9 protein-coding genes are annotated in these 13,179 nt (G+C 42.1%); all 9 read right to left on the bottom strand.

Annotated elements, in window-relative coordinates; all coding sequences use genetic code 11:
- Positions 1 to 1,026: 1,026 nt before the first annotated feature.
- Entirely contained in the window at positions 1,027 to 2,697 is a 1,671-nt protein-coding gene (locus tag INQ51_RS10125) for a ribulokinase (protein ID WP_233377855.1), read from the bottom strand.
- 43 nt (positions 2,698 to 2,740) lie between these two features.
- Positions 2,741 to 3,613: an HAD-IIA family hydrolase gene (locus tag INQ51_RS10130; RefSeq protein ID WP_233377856.1), complete on the bottom strand. Its 873-nt coding sequence runs from the start codon at positions 3,611 to 3,613 to the stop codon at positions 2,741 to 2,743.
- 2 nt (positions 3,614 to 3,615) lie between these two features.
- Positions 3,616 to 4,932: a sn-glycerol-1-phosphate dehydrogenase gene (locus tag INQ51_RS10135; protein ID WP_233377857.1), complete on the bottom strand. Its 1,317-nt coding sequence runs from the start codon at positions 4,930 to 4,932 to the stop codon at positions 3,616 to 3,618.
- 102 nt (positions 4,933 to 5,034) lie between these two features.
- A complete protein-coding gene (locus tag INQ51_RS10140; RefSeq protein WP_233377858.1) occupies positions 5,035 to 5,919 on the bottom strand; it encodes an endonuclease/exonuclease/phosphatase family protein in 885 nt (294 codons plus the stop codon).
- A gap of 16 nt (positions 5,920 to 5,935) precedes the next feature.
- Positions 5,936 to 7,315, bottom strand: coding sequence for an FAD-dependent oxidoreductase (locus INQ51_RS10145; RefSeq protein ID WP_233377859.1), 1,380 nt, complete (start codon positions 7,313 to 7,315; stop codon positions 5,936 to 5,938).
- Between the two features lie 5 nt (positions 7,316 to 7,320).
- Positions 7,321 to 8,280 carry a metallophosphoesterase family protein gene (locus tag INQ51_RS10150; protein ID WP_317207956.1) on the bottom strand — a complete coding sequence of 320 codons (960 nt, stop codon included), beginning with the start codon at positions 8,278 to 8,280 and terminating at the stop codon, positions 7,321 to 7,323.
- 26 nt (positions 8,281 to 8,306) lie between these two features.
- Positions 8,307 to 9,551 carry an MFS transporter gene (locus INQ51_RS10155; protein ID WP_233377861.1) on the bottom strand — a complete coding sequence of 415 codons (1,245 nt, stop codon included), beginning with the start codon at positions 9,549 to 9,551 and terminating at the stop codon, positions 8,307 to 8,309.
- A 277-nt stretch (positions 9,552 to 9,828) separates the two neighbouring features.
- Positions 9,829 to 11,331: a calcineurin-like phosphoesterase C-terminal domain-containing protein gene (locus INQ51_RS10160; protein ID WP_233377862.1), complete on the bottom strand. Its 1,503-nt coding sequence runs from the start codon at positions 11,329 to 11,331 to the stop codon at positions 9,829 to 9,831.
- A gap of 145 nt (positions 11,332 to 11,476) precedes the next feature.
- Positions 11,477 to 13,174 carry a RagB/SusD family nutrient uptake outer membrane protein gene (locus INQ51_RS10165; RefSeq protein ID WP_233377863.1) on the bottom strand — a complete coding sequence of 566 codons (1,698 nt, stop codon included), beginning with the start codon at positions 13,172 to 13,174 and terminating at the stop codon, positions 11,477 to 11,479.
- Positions 13,175 to 13,179 lie beyond the last annotated feature (5 nt).

Genomic DNA, 13,179 nt, shown 5'->3' on the forward strand with positions numbered 1-13,179 from the left:
AACCTAAATATCCTGAAAAAGGGATAAAAGCCCATCACATGCTTGCTCTGGCGGTGAATTAAACAGAGTAAAATTCCAGCTTGGTACGGTTCAGTAAACTTGAAACAAAATCAGATGCTTTCGACGAGATTGTCATTCGCCTCTGATAGCTTCATTCGGTCCATCCAATCTGTTGTCCGGAACCGCATTTCTCGTTTAAGAAGATAGTGTATGCAAATTTTGTTTGATAAAGCAGTCGGCAGACACAGGAGTTTATGTTCCACATAAACACATCTCGCATACCCCTCCCCCACACTCACTTTCAATTGATTTATTGAAATCTTTTCAAACCGTTGAATTACTTCCTCTTAATCTTGCTTTTTCTCTTAGTGTTTAAAGTAATATCTCAGAGTTAAAATCCCATTTCCCCAAAGAAAAGAAAAAAGGAAAAAAGAAGACGCACTGTTTAAAAAGCAAATATTTCGTCTGTGATTCTGTACAAAACGAGTCTTACCAATCGATATACACTTTTCAGCAAAGGAGTGTAAGATTTATCAAGGTTGGTCGATTCCATTATCAAAGTTCAGCAATGTATCGACCATTCATTTTAACCTTGATAAATCTGGAGGTCCTACTATCTTTGAATATCGAATGGTAAAAACACTATATCAGAAGGAGGACTTCAGGTGATAGATATAACGGAAATCCATCTTGTCAGGCAGCTCTTTCAGGTTGCAAGTCTTTTGGGTGATCATCACCCAAACGTAGAAGGAACTTCGGATTCTGATCTCCTGAACTCCTAAGCACCAAATGATTTTGTTTTGAATTCATCCTATGATTTTGTTTTCTGGCTTAGTACCCAGTCCGTTATCAGGTACCGTAAAAAATTGTCTTACCTTACTTCCTGTCTGTAATAAACTTTATTTCTAACAGTACTGCATTGAGAAGAACTTTCCTTCACAAAAAATCACTAGTCATTCTCCAATACTACAATCAAAAGCAGCAGTTGACCCTACCCAATATATCTCCCCGTTTTCTCGTCCTCTGTTAAAGCTTGAAGAACATTGTCTGCGAGTCTCCTAATTTCAGATAGCCCTCATATTGCTTCTGATAAATCTGATGTACCTTCCGGTTAGGATAATAAGCCTTTAAATACCCCTGCCCCATTGCACACTGAGCTTCTTCCACCGAGGAATAAACCCCTGCGGCAACCGAAGCAAACATGGCAGAGCCAAGGGCCACAGCCTGTGTCGTTGCTGCAATACGAACCGGCAAGCCAGTCACATCAGCTACTACCTGCATAATAAAAGGTGATTTTTGCGCAATACCGCCGGTAGCTACAATCTCATTGACAGAGAGACCATTGTTGGCAAAGCGTTCAACAATCGCATTCAATCCGAATGCCGTTGCCTCTACCAATGCCCTGAATACATGCGCAGTATTTGTTCCAATTTTCAATCCTAAAATAGTAGCCTTCAGAGACTCATCAGAATCGGGTGAACGACGTCCATTTATCCAGTCGGTAGCCAGCAAAGAGTTGCTCACCGGCTCAATTTTTTCTGCTTCAACAGTAAGGATTGGAATAATGCGCTCACCTAATTCATTCATAAGGCGCTTCTTTGATTTATTATCCAACCAGTCAAGGCCTTCCATACTCTTAAGTAAAGGCCACATTAGAAGATTCTTAAACCATGCATAGAAATCACCAAATGCCGGCTGGCCAGCTTCAAATCCAATAAATCCGGGGATCACAGAACCATCAACTTGCCCGCAGATCCCCGGTACAACCTGTCCATAAAAATCCTTTTTTTCTTCCACCATAATGTCGCAGCTCGAAGTGCCAATTACACTGACCATCACACCAGGTTTTATCTGTGCACCTACGGCTCCAACATGGCAATCGATCGCACCAACTGCCACAACCACATCAGTACTTAGCCCTAAACGATTTGCCCATTCCTCGGACAAAGTTCCAACGGGGGTATCGCTGGTGTAGGTTTCATCCAAAACATGAGTATTTAAATCATCAAACACAGGGTCAAGTTTTCGAAAAAAATCCTTTGGCGGCAGTCCATCCCAGCTTTCGTGCCACATGGCCTTATGTCCGGCGGCACACCTGCTATACTTTTTTTCTGAAGGCAGATTATTACCACAAAGCATGTTAGGCATCCAATCGCAATGTTCCACCCATGAGCTGGCCTTTTCCCTAACTTTTTTGTCGGTTCGCAACAGGTGCAAAGCTTTCGACCACACCCACTCTGAAGAATAACGCCCACCCGAATATTTGCAGTAATCCACCTCCTCTCTTCCAAGTAAATCATTGATTTCATCAGCTTCCTTAACGGCAGTATGATCTTTCCACAACACAAACATAGCATTGGGATTATCCTCAAAGCCTGGAATCAATGCTAATGGGATACCATCCTCATCTGTTAAAGCAACGGTTGAACTGGTCGTTGCAAACCCAATTCCTATCACATCAAAAGAAGAGATTCCTGTCTTGTTTTGCATCACCTCTTTTACTGCATCTTCAAAAGTCTCAATATAATCTAAAGGATGCTGCCGAAACTGATTGTTCTCTGGCTTGCAAAAAAATTGCTGACTCCATCGCTGATATTGTTTTACCGCTGTAGCCAAGATTTTTCCCTTATCAGTATCGACCAAAACAACACGGCAAGAATCGGTTCCGTAATCAACACCTAAAACATATTTTTTCATTTAAATCCTACTCTTTTTTTGATTTAATTGGTTATGATCATTGTTATCCCACATAAACGTAAGCCTCATGCAATAATTCGCCGAGTACCGCTAAGTTGTCTACTACCAGATGAGGCATAACATCTGCATTTTTTGCATCTTCAATGGTAGCTTCACCGGATAAAACAAGCACTCCTAAAGCATTTGCATTATGTGCCATCAAAATATCGGTATAAAGACGGTCTCCTACCATCGCCACCTCAAAAGGTTCAATATGGCGCGATTTCAATATGCCGTCAAGCATCTCGGGCTGCGGTTTTCCTAGTACCACTGGTATTCTTCCTGTTGCTTTTTCCAATGCAGCACAAATGGAACCACAATCAACTAAAGTAATGGGCTCGTCGGTAGGGCAAACAAAATCGGGATTGGTAGCGATATATATTTTCCCCTGGTTAATCCACCAGGCAGCTCTTGCTAAACGATCATAAGTAAGGGATAAATCGAATCCAACCACAACCGCATCCGGTTCTTCATTAGGACTATCTGGAATGGACTCAAATCCCGCCCGTTCGAATTGAGTAATCATACTTTCGGTCCCGAGGATAAACAGGCGCTGTTTGTTGGGATAGTTTGACTGAAGATAAGCAATTGTGGCCTGTACAGTAGTATAAAGCTCCTCCTTGTTGGCTTCAATTCCCATGTTGTTCAAATGCCTAAGATAATCATCGGTGCTTTTCGAAGGATTGTTGGTAAGAAAGGAATAACCTATCCCCATTCTTTTAAGACTTTTCAGAAACTCAGAAGTATACGAAAAAACTTTGCTGCCTTTATAGATCGTCCCATCCATATCGAGGGCAACATGCTTTATTCTTGACAGTCGCTCGAACAAAGCCTCTTGTGTACCAAATGAAGAAAGATGTATTCTTTTAGTAATCATAGTTAATCGAACATTTTATTTAAAGATGTGGTAAGCTGGCCAAGACGCAAAGCAAGATCCAGTATGGTAAACCGCGAACGGATGAATTGAGCCCTGTAAAAAGACTCCTTGAGACGTTCTTTTGAAATACCTATTTCAATGGAATCGACAGGAGCTCCGACAGCAACCAAACATTGTCTGGCTTCTTCCGAAGGAACTAACTGCTTTTGAAGATTCATCTTCATTTCAGGCCAGATTTCTTTTATTTTCTCAATCTGAACTTCCAGTTCGGCCTTTGTTATGTATTTAGCTTTTGTTTGACTGATTGCTGTATCGATAAAGTCGGTATTGCAGAATCTTTCTTCCGCCCTTTTCTTTATCTCGTCCCATGTGGGCCATTGAGCGCTACAAACGACTGCATCAATTTCGTCAACAGAAATCTGCAATAGTTGCTCATAGAACCGCGTAACTGCCAAGGTAGCCACTCCAACCTGAAAACCATGACTTGGAGTTTCTCCATTGTATACATGGTGCTCCATATTCCAAAGGTGACTAAACTGGTGTTCAGCACCCGATGCGGGTCGGCTTGATTTTGCCCATTGCATGGCAAATCCACCAAGAATAAGCCCTTCAATCAAACGAGTAATAGCCTCGATTTCCCCTTGTCGCGCACCTTCAGGATCTGCCAATGCTTCTTTTAGTTCATCCTGCACAATTGACCATGCGGTTGTATCAATTGGTTCTATGCCTAGGGCATCGGCAATAATCCAGTCAGCTCCGGCTGTAACCTTTGCAAATAGATCTGCATAACCGGAGGCAGTCATTGATGGAGGCGCATTTCTGATAATTTCAATGTCTGCCAGAAGAACCTGCGGAGCAGGGCACGAAAAAGTCTGCTTCGAACCTTCAAAAGTAATGGAAGCCCCAAAAGCAGTATAACCATCCATTGATGCAGCTGTAGCCACACACATGTACTGACGGTTTGCTCTTGCGGCCGCGAGTTTAGTTATATCATTGATCGATCCAGAACCTACCGCTATAGGAATTGCACCGTGTTTTTTCAATGCGCTTTCCAAAAGCACAACATTGCCAAACTCAGCGTACGGGCGTGCTTCGTTATAAACAAAAGGTTCACCGTATGCCAGACCGACCTTCTCAAGATATTCATGAACTTTTTTCCCTGCTACTTCATAAGTTGTCAAATCACATACTACAATTGCTTTCTTTCCTTCAAACTGAGATATGATCAGTTGTGGCACACGATCCAATATATTCAGTCCGATCTCAAGTGCACGGGTATCACTTGCCGAAGCAAGTGCCTTTTTTAAACTCGGTTTCATTTTCTTCTTTTTTAAAATTATCACTTGTATATAATGCCCATTCTTGTTTTCAAACATTTCGCCGGTAATACGGCAATAAAAACGTTGCTTTAACGAGCATTTTTATTTTAATAAAAAGGTTGCTTTGATTGGAAAATGATCCGACGGATAATGTCCATTGAAACTTGTTGTTACTACGCTGGCTCGCGTTACCAGGAGTTCTTCCGAATGAAGTATCCAATCGATTTTTTTGGTCCCTATCCCGGTCCAAACATGATAGGTATTGCCTTTATCTCCATGAGCACAAGTCAAGTTAAGGCCACTGCTATTTTTTATAATTCCTATTTCAATAGAACCAGGCTCTGAATTAAAATCGCCTAATACAACCGCTGGCACCCCCTTTGAATTGGCTTTTACAACATTTAGCACCACATTTGCCGTTTTCTCCCGATCGATAGAAGAAGCATTTGTCCAATGACTATTACAAAAGAAATATCGACTATTAGTTTCTTTATCGAGCAGAATTACCCACGTCCCCGCCCGGTTGTCTGAAAACTCCATTTGGAAAGTTCCCTGATTTGTTCGTGTAAAACGGCCTCTTTTGTAATAGATGATTTTGGGCGATCCGAATTGCCCTGACGACAGATATTTGTCATAACCTTTTTCATTCAACTGCTGACTCAGCCATTCCGACATCCAGTCGGCTGCCAGCTCCTGCACCCCAAACACATCCGGATCATTGTCTAAGATTATTTCTCGGATGTTTTCTTTCCTTTGATCAAGGGTTTGCGGGTCATTCTTTCCTTCATTCCTCAAATTGAAGGACATTACCGTAAACTCCTTTTTTTCGGTCACTGGCTCCTCCTTTCCTGGCTGTTCTTCATTCTCTCCTGACAAATCAAGTTTTTTTTCACAGGCTAGTACAAACAAGACAAGGATTAGTGGAACCAGTTTCCTAAACTGATATTTTCCATAAGAAAACCATAAGGTAAAAGTTCGACCTTTCATTTTCGTTGTTTTTGGATCAAGGACGCAAGTAAGCACCTTTGTCTAGCAGTTCTTTCCGTAATTTTGAAACACTGATCTCAGAAGGAAAAACGCCATCACGAACAGCTGCTTTTGCTGCACGACCAGCTGCTTCTCCCATAGCCATGCAAGGTGCCATCACTCGAATAGCCGACATAGCTTCGTGTGTTGTTGAAATGGTTCGCCCGGCAACCAGCAGGTTCTCTACTTTTAGTGGCACAAGCGACCGGTAGGGAATATCGTAACAATCACCACTCCATTCAAGCGTACAATCGCCGCCAACCGGGTGATGAATATCCAACGGATAACTGGCGACTGCCACTGCATCATCAAAGCGGGCACAACTTAAAATATCTTCACGGTTCATAATGTATTTCCCAACAATACGTCTTGTTTCGCGAATTCCGAGAAAAGGAGCTGTGCGTGAAAGAAAAGCATTCTCAAATCCGGGTACATAGCCTTTCAAGTATTTAAATATGTCGGTAATCTGTCGGCGAGCTTCCAGTTCGCCCCGGGTAAGGCTTACCGGATCAGTTCCATCTACACCATTAACACGAGTCATATTAATCCAGGCCTCTCCTTTTTCAAGGCCGGTAATTACAATCGTCCGATCGGTAGGCAATTTTAGGCCATCGGCTTTTGCTTTTTGCACCAAACTTCTCAAACCAACAACGATGTACTGGTTGTTCTGTCCAAAATACTCGTTGGGAATAAAATCGGTCAGATAAGTGCGTGGCTCTTCCGCAATACTAAACCGTAGTTTATCGGTATCCACATTTCCGAGACTAAACATCAGAGTAGGAGGCTGCACACCGCCCTGTTGGTTTCCTTTTTCGCAAGGTACGCCTGCCCGGTAAGCCACATCGGCATCCCCCGAGCAATCGATAACAACTTTTGCCAAAATGGCTTCGCGACCAGCCTTGCTTTCAATTGTTACACCCTTTATTTCGCTGCCTTCCATTATTACGTCTGCAAAACTGGTGTAAAGCAGTACTTCTATGCCGCTCTCTTCCAACATTTCAAATGCTTCTGCCTTAACAACCTCAGGCTCAACGATAGTGATGCTCATATGCAACGGACATGGGCGATGTTCGCTTGCAGCATTGCGCACTCTTAAACGATCGATAAATTTCTGAGGTAACCCAGTAATAATCTGGTTCTTTTTTTGCCCAAGAAAACCAAGAATGGGCAAACCGATCGTCATATTTCCTCCTAAAAAGCTACGACTTTCGATCAGCATTACCTTCAATCCGTCTTCTGCAGCAGCCTTGGCCGCAATAATTCCTGAGGGACCTCCGCCTACTACCAACACATCAACCTGCGACCTTACCGGCAGATTTTTTCCTTGTTCTTCAATACTTACTATTTGTTCTTTCATGATATTTATTTTACTGCTATTTCCAATTCATTTTCAGTTTTGCCCGTGGCAGAAACCAATATGTTATTTTCTGTCAACCGAACCAACCGCCAGTTTTCAGGGGTATTGACAAGGGCGTCGGTCCCAACCTGTACCATTTCATTGTGGGCTCCAACTGAGAACCGCATCACCTCACCTTTATGAAAATGCCCGGCAAGAATCAATTTGACCGAGGCGCTTTGTGTCAGTTCCTCATACAGTTCATTCGCCGATTCCGGCAAGGAAGACTTTTCCGTAAATGGAATGTGCATTAAAATGATCTCGATATCTTCATCCGATTCGTTCAATTCGGCCTTCAACCAGTGAAGCTGTGGCTTGTCTATGTATGGGTTGACCATATTTTCGTCGTTGCGAAACTGGTAAAAACCGTTATCAAGGAAGATAAGCCGGTAAGTTGTTTTCCCAATCTCATATACTTGGCTGTAATAAGTCCCCTTCCTGAAACAGTCAAAGTTTCTAATCCATGTTGCCTTCGCACACCCAGTTTGTAGCTGATCAGGTATCACCTTATCTTTTCCCCAGCTGTAGGAAAAAATGTCATGGTTTCCTAATGTCAGAAATATAGGAAAATGATAACCGTCCAAAAGACGCGCAAACTGTTCAACCTGAAATTCGAGGGTTCTTCCACTTGGTGTCTTTGCGTCAAAAAAATCGATCATATCACCGGTCGCGATCACCAGATCAGCGTTGGTTTTTTCGGGAATACTCTGTATGAACTGCTCAAAAAAAGAGTTTGCATTCTTATAGCCCCTTGTATATTCACGATGCTTAACAATCTCGGGGTTATAATTTTCCAAATTGAACATCGTGTGTAGGTCAGTAATATGTAGAAACGACAAAGTATCCTTTTGTGCCGAAGTTGTTCCTACAAACAACATAAAAAGGCAGAATACTAGAAATTTTGTTTTTGAATGTAATTTGATCATATCTATTATACTTTGTTGGTTTAAGACTAAGAATTCGATTCCTTGGGAATTTCCGGACGTATCATTTTCCACAGGATAAATAGAGTAAGCGGATGTAAAACTGCCATTACCATGAAAATCCAGGTGGTCCCCACACTTCCCATAAATTGTCCGATCAGGTAATTAAAAATAACTGCGCCGGCAGCTCCGAACCCTCCAGCAATACCCAGCACACTGGCTACGTTGTTGATTGGGAACGTTTCTGCAATTAACACGCTTTCCGTGTAAATCCAACTAAGTGCGACTGCCGCCAAAACGCTGAACTTGATGATCGTTACGGTCACCCCCAGACTATCAGGAATCAAGATCACAGGGGCAAGAAAAGCCACATAACTCAACATTACTTTACGGGAACGTAGGGCAGGTTTTCCTCTCCGAACCATCCAATCAGACCAGGCCGATGAGGCAATTCCACCCAAGCTTGCTGCCAAAAAAGGAATCCAACCGACCATCCCCAGCTGAGAAAGACTCAAGCCCGATTCTTCCATCAGAAAGCCAGGGAGCCAAAACAAAATGAAATACCATACCGGATCAGTGATAAACCGAATCAACACAATACCCCATAAGCTTTTGCGGGTCCACAGTTGTCCCCAAGTAAAAGTGGGAGATTCACCGGAAATACCTTCTGACGAAACTGTGTCTTGAACATACCCCTGAGGTGGTTCTTTATATAGAAATAACCATACCAGCGCCACCACAATTCCTACAATTCCAGGAATAATAAATGCAGCATGCCAAGTGAAAGTGAGCACTAACCAGGCTATTAGGGGCGGTGCAATTACCGATCCGATGGTTCCACCAGCTACAGAAATACTATTAGCCGTAGCCCTCAACTTCCCTGAAAACCACTTAGTTACAACTTTAATCTGTGCCGGATAGGTAGTTGGTTCTGCCAATCCAAGCAGGCTTCTGAAAAAAGTGAATGGGAATAATGTCCTTGCAAGCCCACTTCCGATTGAACTGAGTGACCAGGTAATTACCCCCCAGAACATGATCTTTCTAGCACCGAACTTATCAACCAGCCAACCCGAAATCGGATACATCAAAGCATAGCAAATTGTAAAAACATTGATGATTAAAGCATACCCAACATCGTCAAGTGAAAATTCTTCCTTTAAAATGGGCTTCAGGATCGAGACAACCTGCCTGTCGACATAACTGAAAACAGTAATTACAAAAATGATTGCGACAATAAACCATCGTCTTCTGTTGGGATTTAAAAATGATGACATATTCTGTTGTTGATTGATTAATAATTGAATATTTGGTAATTTATTCTCTTTAAGGTTTACTAAAAATTAGCCTTGAGTTCAATACACGTTCTGTAAAAAGCACCTTTCATTGTTTTTAAAATTAGCTGTAGAAGCTTAGTAAAAAATTACCCCTTCTTTCAGGATAGTCCGTATCCCATTTTCGCTAATCAAATGTTTTTACCCGTAGTGTTTGATTACTTAGAAACGGCTCTATTACCGTGTCTGGTCGTTACTCCCTGATGTTCTTCCTCTCCTTCTATTTTAGTTTTATAGTATTTTCATAAACATTACCAAACCTGTCCGTTACTTCTACTTTAATTTCATTTGCAATTGCGGAAGGTTTAGCGGAAAAAAGATGCTCAGTGCGCGTAGGCTCCAAGCTACCTTTTTCGTCCGGCACATCTTCTCCAAACATATTTTCATACGCTAACGGGTCGTATCCCAGATAACGTTTCATCTCTCCTTTGGAAGCTCCATCTTCATACCACACCACTTTACAACCCGTGTCATAATTCCAAACGTTGGCAACTATTTCATCAGGACGTTCAGGACTACACCCCTGCGGGTAGACCCGAAACTGATAAGAAGGCTCAAATCCCGTTGGCTTGTAATACCACCTAATACTATCGCCATTTACCTCGTATAAGCCGTATCCCCCAGGAGTTCCGTCGGTACAAATATTACCTATCCACCAAGCATTGCACACCGACGCATGGTTATGTTCCATTCGATTACCATGCTCTGCCGTCTCGTTATAATGTGTATGTCCCGATACTATATGTACACGGTAGGGTTCAAGTAATTTATACAGTTCATCGCGATTGCCCACGGTTGCGGTTTCAAACTCGGTTCTGACTGCACTTTTCAAGAAAGTAATTTCATATGTTGGAATATGCAAAGCCACAATCACTGTACTTCCTGCGGGGATATATTGCATATCTTTTTTCAGCCATTGCAGCTGTTCTGCAGAGACGTGTCCGATGTATTTTCTTCGTTTATCTTTGTAAGCTTCGTCGTCTCCTTTAAATAACACATCGTTCAGTACCACATAATGAATCTTTCCCCTGTTAAAAGAATAATATGTGGGGCCGAATGCCTCTTTGAATTGTTTCGTAGAATTTTTTCGTGATGGCGCAGTATAATCAATATCGTGATTTCCGACAACCTGAAAAAAAGGCATTTTCATCTGGCTGACTGCCATTTTGTACTCAGGATAGAGGTGAAATTGGTCAAACACGATGTCACCACAAGTGATACCATGTACAGGAACATTTCCCAATGTCTTAAGATGTGCAGCCACGTCAGGCACAGGTTCGTTCATCATTCGACTAACGTCGGATTCTGTTTTTACCTGCGGGTCGGCCCAAACAACAAACGCGTGATGCATATCGTCGAGCTCGTTTTCCTGTAATCTGAAATTCATTTTCTGTTTCTGTTTGCTGAAGTCCAGAGGTTCGAAGAATTTAGCAATTCCCCCAGTATGTGGAATTTTATATCCTGAAGGCAATGAAATGAATACAAATTCGGCCTCCGGATGAATGGGAAGATGATAATTCCCCTGCTGGTCGGTAAGTGTGGTTTCATAACCGTCGCTCACAACTACACCTGCAATGCCTTTTTCGTCATCAGCGACCCGCCCTGAGATAGTAGCCTTTTCTGTTTTAATGGAGCATCCCGAAAAGACGAGGTTTCCAGTTAAAAAAAACGCAATGGACAAAAGTTGTCCTAATACGGTTAAGAAAGTTCTTCTGATCATCATTCGTTGAATTTTTTATTTAATGGCATAGAAATTCCAGACCATCTCTGTTTTTGTTCCGTGAAATTTTAAGAATATTATCCCGGATTCACCCCGGGCTAAGCCCGAGGTGATTCAAATGAACGTGCAATACTGAAACTAGCTACGATTAATAACCAGGGTTTTGCTCCAGATTATCGTTAATCAGAATTTCTTTAGATGGGATAGGCCAGAGATACTGTCTGGTTTTATCGAAATTACGTTCGACCAACAGTTTAATGAGCCCTGCATTGTACATTGGTTCCAGGTCGGGAATACCGTTTTCATCAATTTGCGGAGTCTCAGGAAAAAACCACAAACCTTTGTCCACTACTTTTTTCTTTAGATCAGTCACATCAAGTAGCCCATAGATAGGTCTGGTCAAAGCTTTCTCTGCTATTCTCCAACGAATAAGATCATAATATCTTCGGTTTTCCCAACCAAATTCGCTGCGTCGTTCTACTCGTATAATACTCCTTAGTTTTTCCTGACTGGCAATCGTTACAGCCGGATAGCTCCCTGTTTCTAAGGACTTAACTCCATAAGCGCGTGCGCGCACCTGGTTGATAGCATCAATAGCTAAATCATCGATTTCATTCAATTCAATTTTTGCTTCGGCATACATCAACAGAACGTCTGCATATCGCATAATGATAATATCAAAATCTGTTTCATAATCATCCGACCAGTCTTCATCAACCCATTTCTTCAACTCCAGCCCATTGTATGGAGCATATCGGTCTACAGCTCTATTTGCCTTATTATTCACCAGCGTTCCAGTAGCAACATTCAACACTTTTGTAGTATAAGGATTCGGGTCATAAATATACCCCAAATGCTCCGTTCCAAATTCCACAATGGTCATGGCACAACGAGGGTCGCGGTTTTTAAAGGGTTCACGAGGGTCATACAAGGGTGATTCGTCGATCGGAAGCCCGTCGGTACAGAGGAAGCTACACAATAAATCCCATGATGGCTGTGCAACGGCAGACCCCCCGGCAGTGCGGGTAAAGAAATTTTTTGCTTTCCAGGATGATCCTAACTCGAATGAACGAGGCAGGGCAAATATCGTCTCATTTGAATTTTTTGTTTTGGAAAGAAAATACTCAGAAAAACTAGTGTGCAGAGAATAAAGTCCCAATTCAATACATGCTTTAGCTGCATCGCGTACAATTTCCCAATCGGAAAAATATAGAGCTGTACGGGCTTTAAAAGCCATGCCCGCGCCTTTGGTTGCCCTGTTCAAGTCATTGTTGCTATATTTTTCAGGTAGATATTGAATTGCCAGATCAAAATCTTCGTATACCTTTTCAAGGATAAACTCCTTGTTTGTTCGCCCCATTTTAAATGCTTCATCAATAGTTGGCGCTTCGGTATAATAAGGAACATCTCCAAAATGAAATATTAAACGAGCATACAAAGCAGCCCTCATGAAATACGCTTCTCCGGCAAACTGTTCATATTTCTTTTGAGAAATCTCTCCTTCCACTTTGTGAAGATTGTTAAGAACGGTATTCGCCCTTGTAATTCCCTTGTACGTATTCAGCCAAAGATCTCTCCCAACACTCCATTCACTTGTAATTGTGCCTTCCACAAAAGAATTAACCGCCTGTCGTTGAGTCCAGTCATCGGTCATTCTGTCCATCTCAAAATTTGATTCCCGGTCCCAAAGATACTCCCGATACAAATCATTCAAAGACATATTAATTTCTGTTTCGTCCGCATACCAGTTTTCACTGGAACCTTCTGACAGTGGATTTAGGTCAAGTTCAGCACAAGAGGCCAAAAGTACAATGCTTAAAAAAGCTATAAATATTTTATTCTTCATTTTCA

Origin of the sequence: Maribellus sp. CM-23 (genome assembly GCF_021354595.1) — a bacterium.
In the GTDB taxonomy this organism is placed as follows: domain Bacteria; phylum Bacteroidota; class Bacteroidia; order Bacteroidales; family Prolixibacteraceae; genus Draconibacterium.

Excerpts from the sequence above, each read along its gene's own strand:
- INQ51_RS10150 (WP_317207956.1), bottom strand. The coding sequence starts at position 8,280 with ATGATCAAATTACATTCAAAAACAAAATTTCTAGTATTCTGCCTTTTT.
- INQ51_RS10130 (WP_233377856.1), bottom strand. The coding sequence starts at position 3,613 with ATGATTACTAAAAGAATACATCTTTCTTCATTTGGTACACAAGAGGCT.
- INQ51_RS10140 (WP_233377858.1), bottom strand. The coding sequence starts at position 5,919 with ATGAAAGGTCGAACTTTTACCTTATGGTTTTCTTATGGAAAATATCAG.
- INQ51_RS10160 (WP_233377862.1), bottom strand. The coding sequence starts at position 11,331 with ATGATGATCAGAAGAACTTTCTTAACCGTATTAGGACAACTTTTGTCC.
- INQ51_RS10135 (WP_233377857.1), bottom strand. The coding sequence starts at position 4,932 with ATGAAACCGAGTTTAAAAAAGGCACTTGCTTCGGCAAGTGATACCCGT.
- INQ51_RS10155 (WP_233377861.1), bottom strand. The coding sequence starts at position 9,551 with ATGTCATCATTTTTAAATCCCAACAGAAGACGATGGTTTATTGTCGCA.
- INQ51_RS10165 (WP_233377863.1), bottom strand. The coding sequence starts at position 13,174 with ATGAAGAATAAAATATTTATAGCTTTTTTAAGCATTGTACTTTTGGCC.
- INQ51_RS10145 (WP_233377859.1), bottom strand. The coding sequence starts at position 7,315 with ATGAAAGAACAAATAGTAAGTATTGAAGAACAAGGAAAAAATCTGCCG.
- INQ51_RS10125 (WP_233377855.1), bottom strand. The coding sequence starts at position 2,697 with ATGAAAAAATATGTTTTAGGTGTTGATTACGGAACCGATTCTTGCCGT.